The organism is Myceligenerans crystallogenes (genome assembly GCF_039529775.1).
In the GTDB taxonomy this organism is placed as follows: domain Bacteria; phylum Actinomycetota; class Actinomycetes; order Actinomycetales; family Cellulomonadaceae; genus Myceligenerans; species Myceligenerans crystallogenes.
On record NZ_BAAANL010000001.1, the window covers coordinates 819,156 to 835,584 of the forward strand.

At 70.4% G+C, this 16,429-nt stretch carries 16 protein-coding genes; 8 read left to right on the plus strand and 8 right to left on the minus strand.

Features of this window, described 5'->3' with window-relative positions; all coding sequences use genetic code 11:
* The first annotated feature begins 6 nt into the window (after positions 1–6).
* Positions 7–858, plus strand: a complete 852-nt coding sequence (locus tag ABD208_RS03395) for an ABC transporter ATP-binding protein (RefSeq protein ID WP_344099493.1) — start codon at positions 7–9, stop codon at positions 856–858.
* On the opposite strand, the gene ABD208_RS03400 is transcribed toward ABD208_RS03395, so the two are convergent.
* Positions 800–1,240, minus strand: coding sequence for a hemerythrin domain-containing protein (locus ABD208_RS03400; protein WP_344099495.1), 441 nt, complete (start codon positions 1,238–1,240; stop codon positions 800–802). The two genes, ABD208_RS03395 and ABD208_RS03400, sit on opposite strands and share 59 nt — an antisense overlap.
* A gap of 373 nt (positions 1,241–1,613) precedes the next feature.
* On the opposite strand from ABD208_RS03400, the gene ABD208_RS03405 reads away from it, so the two are divergent.
* The 3 genes from ABD208_RS03405 to ABD208_RS03415 all read left to right on the plus strand — a co-directional run bounded on the left by ABD208_RS03405 (position 1,614) and on the right by ABD208_RS03415 (position 3,846).
* A complete protein-coding gene (locus ABD208_RS03405) occupies positions 1,614–2,057 on the plus strand; it encodes a MarR family winged helix-turn-helix transcriptional regulator (protein WP_344099497.1) in 444 nt (147 codons plus the stop codon).
* A 211-nt stretch (positions 2,058–2,268) separates the two neighbouring features.
* Positions 2,269–2,901, plus strand: a complete 633-nt coding sequence (locus ABD208_RS03410; RefSeq protein WP_344099499.1) for an NAD(P)-dependent oxidoreductase — start codon at positions 2,269–2,271, stop codon at positions 2,899–2,901.
* 30 nt (positions 2,902–2,931) lie between these two features.
* Complete coding sequence (locus ABD208_RS03415; RefSeq protein WP_344099501.1) at positions 2,932–3,846, plus strand: alpha/beta hydrolase; 915 nt, start codon at positions 2,932–2,934, stop codon at positions 3,844–3,846.
* 47 nt (positions 3,847–3,893) lie between these two features.
* On the opposite strand, the gene ABD208_RS03420 is transcribed toward ABD208_RS03415, so the two are convergent.
* The 5 genes from ABD208_RS03420 to ABD208_RS03440 form a co-directional block, all read right to left on the minus strand.
* Positions 3,894–4,529, minus strand: a complete 636-nt coding sequence (locus ABD208_RS03420; RefSeq protein ID WP_344099503.1) for a maleylpyruvate isomerase family mycothiol-dependent enzyme — start codon at positions 4,527–4,529, stop codon at positions 3,894–3,896.
* An 82-nt stretch (positions 4,530–4,611) separates the two neighbouring features.
* Positions 4,612–4,914, minus strand: coding sequence for a hypothetical protein (locus ABD208_RS03425; protein WP_344099504.1), 303 nt, complete (start codon positions 4,912–4,914; stop codon positions 4,612–4,614).
* A gap of 50 nt (positions 4,915–4,964) precedes the next feature.
* Positions 4,965–6,050: a redox-regulated ATPase YchF gene (gene ychF, locus ABD208_RS03430; protein ID WP_344099506.1), complete on the minus strand. Its 1,086-nt coding sequence runs from the start codon at positions 6,048–6,050 to the stop codon at positions 4,965–4,967.
* Between the two features lie 92 nt (positions 6,051–6,142).
* Entirely contained in the window at positions 6,143–7,768 is a 1,626-nt protein-coding gene (locus tag ABD208_RS03435; protein WP_344099508.1) for a hypothetical protein, read from the minus strand.
* Positions 7,750–8,613 (minus strand): ABC transporter ATP-binding protein, encoded by an 864-nt coding sequence (locus tag ABD208_RS03440; RefSeq protein ID WP_344099510.1) that lies wholly within the window; start codon positions 8,611–8,613, stop codon positions 7,750–7,752. Before ABD208_RS03440 ends, ABD208_RS03435 begins: the two co-directional genes overlap by 19 nt.
* Positions 8,614–8,871: 258 nt before the next feature.
* Between ABD208_RS03440 and ABD208_RS03445 the strand changes: the two genes are divergently transcribed.
* Positions 8,872–10,401 carry a DNA recombination protein RmuC gene (locus tag ABD208_RS03445; RefSeq protein ID WP_344099512.1) on the plus strand — a complete coding sequence of 510 codons (1,530 nt, stop codon included), beginning with the start codon at positions 8,872–8,874 and terminating at the stop codon, positions 10,399–10,401.
* Between the two features lie 128 nt (positions 10,402–10,529).
* Here the strand turns inward: ABD208_RS03445 and ABD208_RS03450 are convergent, their stop codons facing one another.
* A complete protein-coding gene (locus ABD208_RS03450) occupies positions 10,530–11,411 on the minus strand; it encodes a helix-turn-helix domain-containing protein (RefSeq protein ID WP_344099514.1) in 882 nt (293 codons plus the stop codon).
* A gap of 135 nt (positions 11,412–11,546) precedes the next feature.
* Between ABD208_RS03450 and ABD208_RS03455 the strand changes: the two genes are divergently transcribed.
* Complete coding sequence (locus ABD208_RS03455) at positions 11,547–12,389, plus strand: SDR family oxidoreductase (RefSeq protein ID WP_344099516.1); 843 nt, start codon at positions 11,547–11,549, stop codon at positions 12,387–12,389.
* 130 nt (positions 12,390–12,519) lie between these two features.
* The gene (locus tag ABD208_RS03460; RefSeq protein WP_344099518.1) at positions 12,520–14,577 is read left to right on the plus strand and encodes a right-handed parallel beta-helix repeat-containing protein; all 2,058 of its coding nucleotides are present in this window, start codon (positions 12,520–12,522) and stop codon (positions 14,575–14,577) included.
* Between the two features lie 25 nt (positions 14,578–14,602).
* Here the strand turns inward: ABD208_RS03460 and ABD208_RS03465 are convergent, their stop codons facing one another.
* Positions 14,603–15,217, minus strand: a complete 615-nt coding sequence (locus ABD208_RS03465) for a TetR/AcrR family transcriptional regulator (protein WP_344099520.1) — start codon at positions 15,215–15,217, stop codon at positions 14,603–14,605.
* A gap of 97 nt (positions 15,218–15,314) precedes the next feature.
* Here ABD208_RS03465 and ABD208_RS03470 point away from each other — a divergent pair, with 97 nt between their 5' ends.
* On the plus strand, positions 15,315–16,388 hold the full coding sequence (locus ABD208_RS03470; RefSeq protein ID WP_344099522.1) for an NAD(P)-dependent alcohol dehydrogenase: 1,074 nt from the start codon (positions 15,315–15,317) through the stop codon (positions 16,386–16,388).
* The last annotated feature ends 41 nt before the right edge of the window (positions 16,389–16,429 follow it).

The following is a 16,429-nucleotide window of genomic DNA, read 5'->3' on the forward strand; positions in this document are numbered from 1 at the left end:
CTCACCGTGATCTCAGCGAGCGACGTCTCCGTCGGCTACGACGGCAGGATGGTGGTCGAAGGCGCCGGGCTGCGGGCCGGGCCGGGCGACGTGGTCGGGCTGATCGGGCCGAACGGCAGCGGCAAGACGACGTTCCTCCGGACGTTGTACGCCGCCCTGAGGCCGCGGGCCGGGCTCGTCACGATCGACGACCGGCCCGTGGCCGGGCTGCGCGGGAACGAGCTCGCCCGGCGGATCGCCGTCGTCGCCCAGGAGACGTCGTCGGACCTGCCCGTCACCGTCGCGGACCTGGTGCTGCTGGGCCGGTCCCCGCACCGCGGAGCCCTCGCGTCCTTCGACCGGGAGGATCACCGGGCCGTGGCGGCCGCGCTGACCCGGGTCGGCGCGCGGCATCTCGCCGATCGCGGCTACCACACGCTGTCGGGCGGGGAGAAGCAGCGCGTCCTGGTCGCCCGGACGCTGGCCCAGCAGGCCGACCATCTCCTGCTCGACGAGCCGACCAACCACCTCGACATCCGCTACCAGCACGAGCTGCTGCGGCTGGTGGGGCAGCTCGGCGTCACCACCGTCGTCGTCCTGCACGACCTCAACCTCGCCGCGCGCTACTGCACGACGCTGGTGCTGCTGGCGGCCGGCCGGGTCGTCGCCACGGGCACGCCGGACGAGGTCCTCACCCCGGACCTGCTCCACCGGGTCTACGAGATCCGGGCCGAGCGCGTGACGGTGAACGGCTGCCTGCAGCTCGTCTTCAGCCCGGACGACGGCGCGGGGTCTGCCGCGGTGCCCGTGGCGTCCGGGCTCACAGCGGTCCCAGCACGTCCGGGCCCGCGTCGAGCGCGAGGGTCTCGAGGACGGTGAGCAGCTGCCGTTCCTCGTAGCGGAAGTGGCTCTCCATGATCGCGGAGATGCCTTCGAGGTGCCGGGACAGGTCGCCTGGTGACGCCTTCGCGTCGACGGCGGCCTGCAGCCCGGAGATCAGGTAGGCGATCATCGAGTGGTCCTGCTCCAGCTTCCGCAGCGTCTCCCGCAGCTCCGGGTGCTCGGCCGCGATCGCGGGGAACAGCACGCGGTCCTCACCCTCGTGGTGCCCGGTGAGGGCGGTGCAGAACCCGTGGCAGAAGAGCAGCAGGTCATGGCTCGCGACCTCTACGGGCTCGCCCGAGGCGAGGGCCTCCTGGGTGAGTGTCAACGCCTTGCGCAATCGCGCGTGCATGCCGCGCAGTTCATCGCTCCAGGCCACCAGCCTGGTCTTCTCGCCCTCAGTCACGAGAGGGCGAAGGGGCGGACGCGGTCATCGTCCTTCTCCTTCGGGTCCCACGCCTCCATGCCTGACACGGCCTGCCACCAACACGCGACGCTACAGGGAATCTTACTGGCCAACACCCGCTGAGGTGGCATCAGCAGCACTTCGAATCCATTCGAAACTCGTGTCAGCGGGCGTGAAGTTCTACTGATCCAAACTCCAGTCCCGGTGTAGCCACTCCCGCAGCAGCGGGTTCGTGGATCTCGTGGTCGACTGGTCAATTTTCCTGACCATCAGTACCCTCGGGGAACTCGGTGAGGTTCCGTTCGGGGGCTTATCGGGTGTCACGGCGAAGGAATCGAAGGACGGCATGACGGACGAGCGGCGGAGCAACATGGGGATGTCGTTGTTCATCCCCTACCGGTACACCGAGGACAAGATGTTCCGAGCCGTCCAGGAGGCCGGGTTCGACGACTGGACCCTCACCCAGTGCCGGGTGCTGCAGCGCATCGCCCGCGACGGCTCGCGCCTCACGGACCTCGCCGAACAGGCGCAGATGAGCAAGCAGAGCGCGGGCGTGCTCGTCGACCAGCTCGAGCGCATGGGGTACGTGCGCCGAATCCCTGACCCGTCGGACGGCCGCGCGCGGCTGATCGTGCTCGAGTCACGAGGCAAGCAGGCGGTCGAGGTCGCGATGGCGACCCTCGACGAGATCCACGCGCAGTGGAAGGCCCATCTCGGCGCCCGCAACTTCGCGCTGCTGCAGGAGCTCCTGGACCAGTTGCGCGAGATCACCGACCCCTACGCGCGATAGCCCCGAGCGCGACGCGACCACAGGATCGCGCGATCACGGGTCCGGTCCCATTTGAAGTAGTCAACATCATTGACTATGATGGTCAATGTTCCTGACGATATCTCGTCGGCGGAACGAGTCACTGCCCCTTCGCCGCCACCGGCGCGGGACACCTCTGCCGAACGGCCGGATCAGCGTCACATCGCACGACGTCCAGAGAGGGCGAACCACCATGAAGTTCCTCGTCATCGGAGCAACCGGCCGCACCGGCCGCCTCTTCACCGCCCAGGCCCTCGGCGAGGGCCACGAGCTCACCGCCCTGGTCCGCAGGCCCGATGCCGGCGTCGACCCCCGCGTCCGGCTCGTCACCGGCTCCGTCACCGACCCGGCGGCCGTCGCCGAGGCCTCGCAGGGGGTCGACGCGATCGTCAGCACCCTCGGCGTGCGGAGCATCCGTGAGACCCCCACGCTGATCACGGACACCGTTCGCGCGATCATCGCCTCCACGAGGACCTCCGGCGTCGACCGCGTCGTCATCGTGTCCGCGTTCGGGGTCGGCGAATCGCTCGCCAAGGCCTCGTTCCTCGTCTCGCCGCTCTTCCGCACCGTGCTCCGCAAGGCCTATGCCGACAAGGCCGCTTCCGAGGAACTGCTCCGGGCCAGCGACCTCACGTGGACCCTCGAGTACCCGGGTGCGCTGAACGACCGGGACGGCACCTCCTACACCGCGGCCGCGCTCGAGGACGTCTCGAAGCTGCCGCTCTTCCCGTCCACCTCTCGCGCCAACGTCGCCGACTTCCTGCTCCGTTCGGCGGTGGAGGGCACCTACGTGCGTCAGGTCGCCGTGGTCGTCGACGCCAGGTAGGCGACGGGCGCAGGGGAGGGAGATCTGTCGATGAGCGGCGAAACGACACCAAGGATCGCCGATCCTGAGCTGGAGGCCTGGCTCGCCGGCCTCCAGGGACAGGAGCCCGGCGCTCCGTCGACGGCGCAACTTCGCGAGAAGCGATCCCGACCCGGCGGGCCCGAGATCCCGCTGGTCCACGACCTGCTGCTTCCCTCCGGAGACGACACCGCCGTCCCCGTCCGCGCGTACCGGCACGACACCGGGACGACGCGCGCCACCTGTGTCTACGTCCACGGCGGAGCATTCGTGTTCGGTGACCTCGATTCCCACGACCGCGCCTGCCGGCGCCTCGCAGCTCTCGGCGGGATCGATGTCGTCGCGGTGGACTACCGACGCGCGCCCGAGCATCCGGCTCCCGCAGCCGTCGAGGACGTCCGCACAGTTCTCGAGTCGCTCGGCAGGAGCGCCGACGGAGACCGGCCGTTGGGCCTCGCCGGAGACTCCGCGGGAGCCCTCATCGCCTTCCTCGCGGCGGGTGCGACCGACATCACGGTCGACCGCCTCCTGATGATCAACCCCAACGTGGACCTCACCCTCTCCCGGCCCAGCGTTCGGACCAAGGGCACAGGCTGGGGCCTGAGCTCACGGGATCTCGGCTGGTTCGTGTCGCAGTGGGCACCGACGGCCGCTCTGCGCGCCGGCCCGGCGCTCAACCCTTTGCGACAGCCGGCCGCGGCGGCTCCGATGACGACGATCGTCACGAGCGAGCACGACCCGCTGCGCGACGAAGGGCTGGCCCTGGTCGAGCACCTGCGCCGGGCGGGACGACTCACGGCGCACCACCACCTCGACGGCATGGTCCACGGTGTGATCAACCTGGACACCATCTCCCCGGCAGCGCGTCGGCGGGGCGACCAGTTCCTGACGGAGTTCGCCGAGGACCTCATCGCATCGAGAGGTTGAAGCGGAACGCGACTACAGGTTGAAGCGCGACTCCACCAGGTTGCTGTTCAGGAATCGCTTCCGAGACGGTCAGCCAGCTCACGCGCACCGGGACCGGCCAGGTCGCCGAGGGCGGTGCCCCGGCCGGACGCGGCCAGCAGGAGTGAGAGGAGCGGTCCGGTCACGGACGGACCGCCGCCGATCGAGACCTCCGCGTCGTCCGCCTTCAGCGTCAGCCCGGCGACGAGTTGCTTGCCGCCGCCGAACGAGACGGGCGTCCTCACCTGGTACCGCAGGGCACGTTCCACCGCCCCCAGCGGATAGTCCCCGGAAGTGCCGAGCGGCCGGCGGATGTCCTCCCCGTGCACGATCGCCTCGACGAGGCGGGTGTCCGGCGAGGCGGGCGGGGTGGATGTCCGGCCCGCCACGGCCCGCAGGCCGGACAGCGTCTCCCTGGGCGTCGCGCCACGTTCACGGGTGACCCCGAGCGCGTTCTGCCGGTCGAAGTCGAACCCGGCCCTCGCCATGCCGGCGATGAAGTTCAGCCGGGTCGCCTTCGCCGAGTCGATCAGGTGCGCGACGACGTCGTGCACGCTCCACCCGTCGCACAGCGACGGCACGTCCCACTGATCGTCGTCGAGCGACTCCAGGAAGACGATCAAGGCGCGCCGTTCGGCGTGCACCACCGGCCAGACGTCACTCACTTCGTGCCTCTCGGACGTTGAAACGGATCCCCACCACGTCGCCGCACGAGGCAACCTCTCGGTGAGCGATGCGAGACGCCTGTCACGCGAGGAAAGCGACGGGAAAGAGCTCCGTCCGGCTCACCACCCGGTCGCGTTCCGCGGCGAGCGCGAGCCTCCGAGGGTCCGCGAGGTAGGAATCAAGCGATGACTGCGAGGGAAAACGGTAGATCTGCACCTCGTTGGGGCCGGCCTCGTCGGACGTCCTCCGGACGCGCTGCAGCACCTGCCCGCCGTGGTCCGGGATCAGTGCCAGCACGCGATCTTCGTATGCCTCGAGACCTGCGGCTTCATCCGCTCGCGCCCACAGCAGGCAGCAGAGGTCCACGCCATCGATATTGCTCATCGCTGAGTCGTCATCTCCCTGCACACTTCGGGAACGGCACCGGAACGCGACTAGACGTTGAAGCGGAACTCCACCACGTCGCCGTCGTGCATGACGTAGTCCTTGCCCTCGATGCGGACCTTGCCGGCTGCCTTGGCCGACTGCATGGAGCCCGCCGTGACGAGGTCGTCGTACGAGGTGACCTCGGCCTTGATGAAGCCGCGTTCGAAGTCCGTGTGGATGACGCCCGCGGCCTGCGGGGCGGTCCAGCCCTTGCGGATGGTCCAGGCGCGGGCCTCCTTGGGGCCGGCCGTGAGATAGGTCTGCAGGCCGAGCGTGTGGAAGCCGACACGCGCGAGCTGGTCCAGGCCGGACTCCTCCTGGCCGGAGTCGGCCAGCATCTCCGCGGCCTCCTCGGGCTCCAGCTCGGCGAGCTCCGACTCGAACTTGCCGTCCAGGAAGATCGCGTCGGCCGGGGCGACGAGCTTGCGCAGCGCCTCCTGGGACGCGGTGTCGGCGAGGCCCTTCTCGTCGGTGTTGAAGACGTAGATGAAGGGCTTGGCCGTCATGAGGTGGAGGCTCGCGATCTCGGCGAGGTCCAGCCCGGCGTCGGCCGCACCGGCGAAGAGCGTGGTGCCGGCCTCGAGGATCCCCTGCGCCTTCTGCGCCGCGGCCAGCAGGACCGGGTCGCCCTTCTTGATCTTGACCTCCTTCTCCATCCTCGGCAGGGCCTTCTCGAGGGTCTGGAGGTCGGCCAGGATCAGTTCGGTGGAGATGGTCTCGATGTCGCCGGGGGCGTCGACGGAGCCGTCGACGCGGACGATGTCGGTGTCCTCGAACGCCCGCGTCACCTGGCAGATGGCGTCGGCCTCGCGGATGTTCGCGAGGAACGCGTTGCCCATGCCCTCACCCTCGGACGCGCCCTTGACGATCCCCGCGATGTCGACGAACGACACCGTGGCCGGCAGCTGGCGCTCGCTCCCGAAGATCTCCGCGAGCTTGCCGAGCCGCGCGTCCGGCAGCGGGACCACGCCGACGTTGGGCTCGATCGTGGCGAACGGGTAGTTCGCCGCGAGCACCTGGTTGCGGGTCAGCGCGTTGAAGATGGTGGACTTGCCGACGTTGGGCAGGCCGACGATGCCGATAGTGAGTGCCACGTCGCGCAAGTTTACGTGTCACGGGCGGTTCATGGACGCCTGGCGGCGTGAGGCGGGCCGACGACGTCGCGCTCGCCGCCGGCCCGCACCCGTCACGGGAAGCCCTGCACCTGCTGGAGGAGCTCTGGGCCTCGCCGGTCGTAGATCCGCGCGCCGATCCGGACGCCCACCACGAGGAACAGCACCGCTTCCGCGATCCCCACCAGCAGGGTGATCCACCCGACGAGCTGGTTCGCGGACGTCAGGGCCCAGATCCCGAGGCCGACCACCGGCACCGACAGGGCGGCGACCACGAGCATCGCCAGCATCTGCGCCACCATCGTCGCCATCGCGGCGCCCTGCGGTGACTTGAGCGGGCTCTCGCCCGGCTTGGGCACGGGGTAGACGAGCCGGGCGGAACTCACGCTCGACACCCCGAGCGTGAGCCCGAGAGTGCCGAGGCAGACCCCGAGGACCGCCGGCAGCACGCCCCACTGCCCGGAGAGAGCGGCCGCCACGAGGACGACGATCACCACGAGCGGCGTACCGAGGTAGAGCACGGGCAGGACCCGGCCCCAGCGGTCGGCCCGTCCGTCCACGCCGGTGGCGACGTGCAGGGCGAAGGCCGTGTAGTCGTACCCGATCTCGTTCGAGACGCTGAAGCCCAGCACCCAGGCGACGATCGGCCCGGCCAGCAGGAGGATGCCGAGATTCTCCGCGCTCTGGGCGGGCAGCCACAGAATAACGGGCATCAGGAAGATGATGCTGATGCCCGCCGAGTACCGCGGGTCCCGGATCCAGTAGGTCGCACACCGCGCGGCCACGGCGCCCATCGGGGTGTCCGGGAACCGCGCGAACCAGCCCAGGCCCTTGCTCCTCGCGCCCTTGCCACCGCCGACTGCCGGGGTGACCAGCGCCTTCGCCAGCGAGCGGTCCCAGATCAGCCAGAGCACCGCGAGGGTGGCCAGGGAGATGGCGAGCCGGGCCGCCACGGCGCCCCAGGCGCCGTCGTGCACCGCGACCGGGAGCGACCACGCCGCGCCGAGCGGCGTCCATGCCACCAGCTCACCGAACCGCGCGACGACCGCACCCAGGACGGATCCGTCCGCGGTGACGGTGACCGAGTCGCCGGTCGTCTCGCTGGAGACGGCGCCGATCTCCTCGCTGATCCAGCCGATCGCGGGGCCGATGAGCACGATCGGCACGATCGCGAAGGCCGCCAGGACCTCCCGGTACCGCCGCGACTCCAGCAGCGGCGCGAGCGCCGTCGTGATCGCCCGTGAGCCGATGATGCACGCCGCGACGCCGAGCGCCGAACCGAGCAGGGCGGCGGGGATCAGCCACGGCTCGCGCCACCACGCGAAGGAGACGCCGGCCGCGGTGAGGGCGGTGGCCACGCCCGGAACCGAGACCAGGCCCGCGACGGCCAGACCCGCGAGGAGCGTGCGGCGCGGGATCGCGAACGTGGTGAACCGCTGCGGGTCCAGGGTCTGGTCGACGCCGAACGCGAAGACGGGCACGACCCACCACGCCAGCACCGCGAGGGCTCCGGCGATCGTGATCGCGTGCCCCGTGACGACCGGATCCCGGCCGCCGCCCGCGATGGCCGTGGCCACGAGGAACGCGACGACCCCGAACGCGTACAGCAGGGCGACGGCCAGGCCGATGACCTGCCAGACGCTGCGCCGCAGGGTGTTGGCCAGCAGCGTGAGCTTGAGCCTCAGGAACTGTGCAACCATTCCAGCCCCTCCGCTCGCGTGCGGCCTCCGACGAGGTCGACGAACCTGTCCTCGAGGGTCTGATCGCCCCGGACCTCGTCGACCGTCCCGGCCGCGAGCACCTGGCCGGCGCCGACGATCGCCACGTGGTCGCACATCCGCTGCACCAGGTCCATCACGTGGCTGGAGACGATGACGGTGCCGCCGCTGGTGACGTAGTCCGCGAGGATGTCCCGGATGTTGGCGGCGGACACGGGGTCGACGGCCTCGAACGGCTCGTCGAGCACGAGGGTGCGCGGCGCGTGGATCATGGCGCTGGCCAGCGCGATCTTCTTGGTCATGCCGGCGCTGTAGTCGACGACGTAGGTGTTCGCGTCCGCCGTGAGGTCCATCGCCGCCAGCAGGCTCTTCGCGCGCTCGGCGACGGTGTCGCGGTCCATGCCGCGCAGGAGGCCCGCGTACGTGACGAGCTGCAGGCCGGTGAGGCGGTCGAAGAGGCGGACGCCGTCGGGCAGGATGCCCAGCGTGGCCTTGGCCTGCTCCGGGTGGGCCCACAGGTCGGTGCCCCGGACCTGGACCGTGCCGAAATCGGGCCGCAGCAGGCCGGTCGCCATGGAGAGCGTGGTGGTCTTCCCCGCGCCGTTGGGGCCGACCAGCCCGTAGAAGGACCCGACGGGCACGTCGAGGTCGAGGTCCCGCACGGCGACCTTCTGCCCGAACCGCTTCCACAGCCCGCGCAGGCTGAGCGCCGCGCCGGGATCGGGTGGACGGGTCGTGGTCGGCTCAGGCGTCACGCCGTCCGACGGCGTGCCGGGTGCCCGGCCGCCCGCCGGCTCGCCGGTCTGGGGTCCGGTCTCGAAGGTCATGCGCACAACGTAGACGGCGACTCCGACACGGAAGATCCGCCGCGCGGATGATCTGGGGTCCGGCGCGAGGTTGAACCTGGTGGGTGTGCGGGGCGAGTGGCTCGTTCCTCGCCCCTCACCCTGCGCGTCGCCCTTCGTCGACGGCGGTGCCGATGTGCCATCTCCTCGGGCTCCGCTCCGGGCGAGTGGCTCGTTCCTCGCCCCTCACCCTGCGCGTCGCCCTTCGTCGATGTCAGTCACCCGTGGCAGCCTGGGGGCATGGAACTCGGCTCGATTCTCGTGGCGCTGCTGACGCTCGTGGCCGGCGTGCTCGTCGGCTGGCTCGGGCACGCCATGCGAACGTCGGCCGCGGTGCGGGAGGCGGAGCTGGAGACCGCTCGGCTCGGCGCCCGCGTCGAGGCGGCCGAGCGGGAGATGGCCGGTATCCGGGAGCGGGCCGAGGCCGACGTGCGGGTGGCGCGGGATCGCGCGGCCGAGCAGGTCGCCGCGGCTCGCCAGGAGCAGGAGCGGGCCGCCCAGCAGTTCAAGCTGCTGGCGGGCGAGGCGCTGGAGGCCAACACCCGGCAGTTCCTCACCCTGGCGGAGCAGCGGTTGTCCACGGCGACGGTGCGGAACGAGGAACAGCTCGCCAAGCGCGAGCAGGCCGTCCGCAACCTGGTCGACCCGCTGTCCAAGGTGATGGACAGGCTCGGTACGCAGGTGGAGGAAGCCGAGAAGGCACGTGCCCAGGGCCACGGCCAGCTCACCGAGCAGCTCCGGCAGGTCGCGGAGGAGTCCGCGCGCCTGCGCAGCGGCACCAGTGACCTCGTGGCGGCCCTGCGCACCTCGGAGGTGCGCGGCGCCTGGGGCGAGCTGCAGCTGCGCCGCACGGTGGAGGCCTCGGGGATGCTGAACCGCGTCGACTTCACCGAGCAGGAGGAGTTCAGCTCGGACACCGGCCTGCTGCGGCCGGACATGGTGATCCACCTCGCCGGAGGCAAGAACGTCGTCGTCGACTCCAAGGTCGCCTTCATCCGCTACCTGGAGGCCCAGCAGACGGAGGACCCGCATCACCGCGAGCAGCTGCTCGACGCCCACGTGAGGCACATGCGCAAGCACGTCGACGAGCTCGCGGGCAAGAAGTACTGGGCGCAGTTCGACGCGGCGCCGGAGTTCGTCGTCATGTTCGTCCCGGCCGAGGCGTTCCTCGCGGCGGCCGTGGAACAGCAGCCCGACCTGCTGGAGTACGCGGCCCGCAAGAACGTCATCCTCGCCACGCCGATGACCCTCATCGCGCTGCTGCGCACCGTCGCGTTCGCCTGGCGCCAGGAAGCGCTCGCCGAGAACGCGGCGAAGGTCCACCAGGTGGGCAAGGAACTGCACTCGCGTCTCGTGACGATGACGGGACACATCACGAAGATGGGCCGCTCCCTGGAGTCCTCCACCAAGGACTACAACAGGTTCATCGGCTCCCTGGAACGCAACGTCCTGAGCTCGGCCCGCAAGATGGTCGAGCTGGAGGTCGTCGACCCGAAGGACGCGATTCCCGAACCCCGCGAGATCGAGGAGGTTCCCCGCTCGATCACCCGCTCGGAACTCCTGATCGCCGACGAGGGCGGCGTCGTCGCGATCGAATCGGCCCGCGACGCGTCGTCGGACGCCAAACGGCCCGGCGACGGCGAACGGGACGACGAGGCCCTTGACGACCTGCTGATCCAGCAGGTCGAGGTCACGGAACTGGCCACGACGGACCGGCGGGCCCTCACCGCCACGGACACCACGAACCGCACCCACGCCTCGGGCAGCTGAGAACAGGCAGGCCGCGGCCCGCCCGGGAACCGCCCGGTGACCGGCCGGCCAGAACACGGTGGAGTCTAGATTTGCGGTCTGACGTCTGCTGACATCGGGCGTGGATGCCGAGCACTCGCCGGGGGCGGTCACGTCTCCGTCGTGAGGTCTGCACCGAGTGGATCGAACTCGGCGCACATCGTCGAGAGCAGCGTCAGGGCGTCTGCGGACGCAGAGCCGGGCTCGGCGGTGTAGGTGGTGAGGATCAGGTCCCGGTCGGTCTGGAGCTCCATGCCCTCGTACGCGAGCTCGATATCTCCGACGACGGAGTGATGGAGCCTCTTCTTCCCGGAACGGTGCTCGCGGACGCGGTGCTCGGCCCACATGCGCCGGAATGTCTCGCTCTTCGTGGAGAGCTCGCCGATGACGGCCTGCAGGGCGAGGTCGTGCGGGTCCTGGCCGGCTCGCGTGCGCAGGAGTGCCACTGTGAGCTCCGCGGACTCGTCCCAGTCCTGATAGAAGCTCTGGGAACGAGGATCGAGGAAGACGTACCGAGGAAAGCTCGGGGGCTTCTGCTCCTGGTCGAGGACCTCGGAATAGAGCGCGGCGCCGAGCGCATTGGTGGCGACGAGCTCGTAGCGGCCGTTCTGCACGATGGCGGGTACGCCGGTCATGGCGTCCAGCAGCTGCTGCAGCGCTGGGTGAACACGCCGTCGCTTGGGCCTCGATGGCCTCCCCGGAGTCGGTGAGTCCGCGGCCTGGAGGAGACGGCGCAGGTGGTCGGTCTCGAGATCATCGAGCTGCAGGGCGCGGGCGAGGCCGTCGAGGACAGCGGGGGAGACCCCCGTGGCGACGCCGCGCTCGAGGCGGTTGTAGTACTCGACGCTGATTCCGGCCAGGAGAGCGACCTCCTCGCGGCGCAGGCCCGGCACGCGACGATGTCCTCCGTAGTCCGGCAGGCCGGCCTGCTGCGGGGTCAGCCGGGCGCGGCGGGTCGTCAGGAACTCCTTGATGTCGCCTCTCGCCTCCATGGTCTCGACTTTATGCGGAGAGCTCTCGCTGAGGGTGGCCCTGTCAGTGCCTGTATGAGGCGGGCGTGGCGGCGGTGGGGCAGCGATCGTCTACTGGATGGTGACCGATCCGCCTCCGAAAAGGACACACGAACGATGACTGATCACAAGGTTTGGCTTGTCACCGGTGCCGCGCGCGGGATGGGCGTCGACATCGCGAAGGCCGCCCTCGCGGCAGGGCACCGGGTCGTCGCCACCGCCCGCTCCGTACAGAAGGTGACCGAAGTGCTCGGCGAGCACGAGGACCTGCTCCCGGTCGCGCTGGACATCACGGACGAGGCCTCGGCCCAGGCTGCCGTCCGGACCGCCGTCGACGGCTTCGGGCGCATCGACGTGCTGGTGAACAACGCAGGCATGTTCTACGCCGGGTTCTTCGAGACCCTCAGCGCCGCGCAGATCCGCGCGCAGATGGAGGTCAACTTCTTCGGCACGCTGAACGTCGCCCGGGCCGTGCTGCCGGTCATGCGCGCCCAGCGCAGCGGCCGGCTCGTCACGATCACCTCGCTGGCCGGGGCTGTGGGCGGGGAGTTCACCTCCGCCTACGCCGCCTCGAAGTTCGCGCTCGAGGGGTGGATGGAGTCGATCGCTCCGGAGCTCGCTCGCTTCGGCATCGGCGCGACGATCGTCGAGCCCGGGTTCTTCCGCACGGAGCTGCTCGTCGAGGGTTCCTCGACGATCTGGCCCGAGGTGAGCGTCGCGGACTACGACGAGTCCACGGCGCGGACCATCGAGGCATGGAAGGGCATGAACGGCCGGCAGTCCGGCGATCCCGCCAAGCTCGCCGCCGGCCTGATCGGGGTCCTCGCGCTGGAGGAGCCGCCGGCGCGCTGGGTCGCCGGAGCGGACGCCGTCGAGGCGGTCGCGGACAAGGGCCGCCGGCTCACCGCGCAGGCCGCCGCGCACCCGGACCTGTCCACCGGTCTCGGCCACGACGACTGACGACACCGCCGCACACTCGGACCACCCATCGAAAGGACTCCTCGGCGTGAGCACACTCACCGGAACCGTCGCGGGGTGATCCGGCGATACCGGGAGAGGCCCGGCCTGCGGATCCCCTAGGGTGCGGGGTGTGAACCTGCACGTCGCGAAGTCCGGGTCCGATGACGCTCCCGGAACGGCCGAGGAACCCCTTTGCACCATCGGCGCGGCCGCGGCGCTGGCCCGGCCGGGGGACACCGTCGTCGTCCATGAGGGTGTGTATCGCGAGTGGGTGAACCCGCCGCGTGGCGGCACCGCCGACGCGCCGATCACGTATCGGGCCGCGGAGCGGGCGGACGGTGGATTCGAGCCGGTCACGATCTCCGGGGCCGAGGCGATCACCGGCTGGCGGCCCCATCCCGGCCCGGGACACGACGGCCGGGTCTGGGTGGTGACGGTTCCGAACACCCTGTTCGGCGCGTGCCATCCCTACGTCGAACGCATCGGCGGGGACTGGTTCTTCGACGAGACCAGCACGTGGCACACCGGCGAGGTGTACCTCGACGGCAAGTCCTTGTACGAGTCGCAGACGCTCGGCGGCGTCGTACGTCCCGAGGTCATGGCGGACTCGTCCGACCCGGCCGGCTCCCTGCTGACGTGGTACTGCGAGGTGGGCGACGACCTCACGACGATCTGGGCGAACTTCGGTGGTGCCGACCCGGCGGCACATCAGATCGAGATCAACGTGCGCAAGCACGTCTTCTGGCCCGCGGTCACCGGCGTCGGCCACATCACGGTCCGCGGTTTCACCCTGACGAAAGCTGCCACGCAGTGGGCCCCGCCCACCGCGTTGCAGGAGGGCCTGATCGGTCCGCACTGGTCGAAGGGCTGGGTGATCGAGGACAACACGATCACCGACTCGAAGAACGTCGGCATCGCGCTGGGCAAGGAGATCAGCACCGGTCAGAACGAGTGGACCACCGGGGCGAAGGGCGCCAAGGGCGGTACCCAGCGTGAACGTGAGGTCATCCAGCGGGCGCTCGCCCTCCGCGGGCCCGACGCCGGGGAGCCGCACCCGTGGACCCGGGAACACGTCGGCTCCCACACGGTGCGCCGCAACACGATCCAGGACTGCGAGCAGGCCGGGATCGCAGGGCACCTGGGGGCGGTCTTCTCGACCATCAGCGACAACCACATCCGGCGCATCCACGTGAAGCGGCAGTGGCACGGCGCCGAGGTGGCGGGCATCAAGCTGCACGCGGCCATCGACACCGTGATCAGCGGCAACACGATCCACCACACCCACCGTGCCCTGTGGCTCGACTGGCAGGCGCAAGGAACGCTGGTGCGGCGCAACGTCTTCTACGCCTCGACCGCGGAGGATCTCATGGTCGAGGTCTGCCACGGCCCGTATCTCGTGGACTCGAACCTGTTCCTGTCGTCGTGGGCCGTCAAGGACATGTCCACCGGCGGTGCCTACGTGCAGAACTACATCGCGGGCCGCATCGCGAACTGCGTCGACCACCACCGGTACACCCCGTACCACCTCCCGCACGGCACAGCCGTGCACGGCGTGGCGAACATCCTCGGCGGCGACAACCGCTTCCTCAACAACGTCTTCGTCGGCGACGCCGACGCAGGTCGCACCGATCCGCACGGAGCACCGGAGCTCGCGAGCTTCTGGACCGGTGCGGTCGACATGGACGGCGTACCCGGCCAGGCCGCCTTCGTGCCGACCCCGGTGGGCACGTCGCAGTACGACTCCTACCCGATGCCGGAGGAATACCCCGGCGACGGCGGCGGCCCGACGGACGGGCAGCGCCTCCCGGTCCACATCGAGGGCAACCTGTACGCGGAGGGTGCGGAGCCGTTCCGCGGGGAGCGCGGTGCCGTCGTCGTGGGCACGGCACCGGTGCGTGTCGAGGTGCTCGACGGCATGGCGGGCACCGTACGCATCGACGTGACCGGACCCGAGGGCTTCCCCGCCGTGGCGCCCGTGACGACCGCACGCCTCGGGACGTCCTACCAGGCCGAGATGGCCTGGACCAACCCGGACGGCACCGAGCTGGACCTGGGCGCCGACATCATCGGCAACCCGCGGGACGTGGCCGTGCCCGGGCCGTTCGCCCCGTCGCCGGCACCCGGGCACTCGGTACGCATGGACCCGGCGCCTGATGGCCGGCCGGGGCGGCGGAACCGGCGCACGTGACGACCCGGCGCCCCGGGTCAGCCCTTCAGGCTCCTGAGGGGTGCTGGACGGCGGCATCGATCACGACGGCGCGTGCGACGCACGTTCTCAGGAGCTCGCGGCGCGCCTCGTGGATCGCCACCGGCTCGTCGGAGGACGCGGCGTAGACGTTGCTCACCGGCGACCATGCCATCGACATGCCGATGACAAGGGCCATGATGTCGAAGGGATCGCCGGGGACGACGGTCCCGTTCGCCTGCGCGTCGGCGATGAACCGCAGCTTGCGGCCGTCGAGGCGATCGGCGTCGTCGACGAGGTGCCCCGTGGGGCGGCGTTCGAGCCGGGCCCATGTGGCGAGGCGTATGAGGTCCGGGCGGCGCAGGTACTCGTCGTAGAGACGCACGGCCCAGCCCGGCAGGTCGGAGGCCTCGATGGGGACCACGTCGAGGATCCGCTCGAGGGATGCGCGGAAGACGGCGTCGAACAGGCCCTCCTTGCTCCCGAAGTAGCCGTAGAGCTGGGCCTTGTTCGTCCGTGCCGCGGCGACGATGCGTTCCACGCGCGCTCCGGCGATGCCGTGGGCGGAGAACTCGTCGGCGGCCGCGTCGACGATCCGCTGGCGGGTCGCCGCACCCCGTGCCGTCAGCTGCTTCTCGGCCATGGTCGGCAGGCTAACAGACAGACCGGTTGGTTTGCATTTCGCCGCGGCCTGTCGCATGCTGTAGCAGACCGAACAGTCTGTTTAAGGAGTTGTCACGATGAGGACCACACGGGGCTGGGTGTCGCACGGGACGACCGAACTGCGCAGGGCGGAACTGCGCCGGCGCGAGCTGCGCGCCGACGACGTCGCCGTGCGCATCGACTACTGCGGCGTGTGTCACAGCGATCTCCACGCCGTCCACGCCCACGATCCTGACTCGTCGGTGCCCCTCGTCCCCGGTCACGAGTTCACCGGCACCGTCACCGAGGTCGGGCGAGACGTGCGGAACCTGGCCGTCGGGGACGCCGTCGCGGTGGGCAACATCGTCGACGCGTGCCTGGCCTGCGACATGTGCCGGGCGGGACAGGAGAACTTCTGCCGCGCGTTCCCCACGTTGACCTACGGGGGAGTGGACCGTCGTGACGGGACCCCGACATCCGGTGCCTTCGCCCGCGAGTACGTCGTGCGGGAGGGCTTCGCCTACCGCCTGCCGCGGGGCCTCGATCCCGCCGCGGCCGCGCCCCTGATGTGCGCCGGGGTCACCGTGTGGGAACCGCTGCGCGCCCTCGGTGTCGGGCCCGGAACCCGGATCGCCGTCATCGGTCTCGGAGGGCTCGGTCACCTCGCGGTCAAGCTGGCCGTGGCGCTCGGGGCCGAGACCACCGTCGTGAGCAGGTCGGCGGACAAGGCCGACGACGCGCGCCGGCTCGGGGCCCAGCACCTGATCGTCTCCACCGACGAGGCGGCCATGACCGGAGCTCGCGGGCAGTTCGACGTGGTCCTGGACACGATCGCGGTGGCCCATGACCTGGCGCCCTACCTCGCACTGCTCGCACTGGACGGAGAACTCTCGTTGCTCGGCTACCTCGGCCAGGTCTCCGTCGAGACCACCGATCTGCTGATCGGTCGCAAGAAGCTCTCCTCGGGCGGCAGCGGTGGCAGAACCAGGACCGCGGAGCTTCTCGAGTTCTGTGCCGAGCGCGGCGTGGTCGCCGACATCGAGCTGCTGCCCTCGTCGCGTGCCGGGGAGTCGCTGGAGCGGCTGGCCCGGGGCGACGTGCGGTACCGGTTCGTGCTGGACATGTCAGATCTGGACGCCGGGCCGGCGCCGGTCGTGCCGGTGCGCGGGTGAGCCGGCTGCGGTCGCGCAGCAAGAGGGCCTGAGCAACCCCG

Coding starts and splice junctions, on each gene's coding strand:
- ABD208_RS03405 (WP_344099497.1), top strand. CDS start 1,614: ATGACGGACGAGCGGCGGAGCAACATGGGGATGTCGTTGTTCATCCCC.
- ABD208_RS03410 (WP_344099499.1), top strand. CDS start 2,269: ATGAAGTTCCTCGTCATCGGAGCAACCGGCCGCACCGGCCGCCTCTTC.
- ABD208_RS03415 (WP_344099501.1), top strand. CDS start 2,932: ATGAGCGGCGAAACGACACCAAGGATCGCCGATCCTGAGCTGGAGGCC.
- ABD208_RS03425 (WP_344099504.1), bottom strand. CDS start 4,914: ATGAGCAATATCGATGGCGTGGACCTCTGCTGCCTGCTGTGGGCGCGA.
- ABD208_RS03435 (WP_344099508.1), bottom strand. CDS start 7,768: ATGGTTGCACAGTTCCTGAGGCTCAAGCTCACGCTGCTGGCCAACACC.
- ABD208_RS03440 (WP_344099510.1), bottom strand. CDS start 8,613: ATGACCTTCGAGACCGGACCCCAGACCGGCGAGCCGGCGGGCGGCCGG.
- ABD208_RS03445 (WP_344099512.1), top strand. CDS start 8,872: ATGGAACTCGGCTCGATTCTCGTGGCGCTGCTGACGCTCGTGGCCGGC.
- ABD208_RS03450 (WP_344099514.1), bottom strand. CDS start 11,411: ATGGAGGCGAGAGGCGACATCAAGGAGTTCCTGACGACCCGCCGCGCC.
- ABD208_RS03455 (WP_344099516.1), top strand. CDS start 11,547: ATGACTGATCACAAGGTTTGGCTTGTCACCGGTGCCGCGCGCGGGATG.
- ABD208_RS03465 (WP_344099520.1), bottom strand. CDS start 15,217: ATGGCCGAGAAGCAGCTGACGGCACGGGGTGCGGCGACCCGCCAGCGG.
- ABD208_RS03470 (WP_344099522.1), top strand. CDS start 15,315: ATGAGGACCACACGGGGCTGGGTGTCGCACGGGACGACCGAACTGCGC.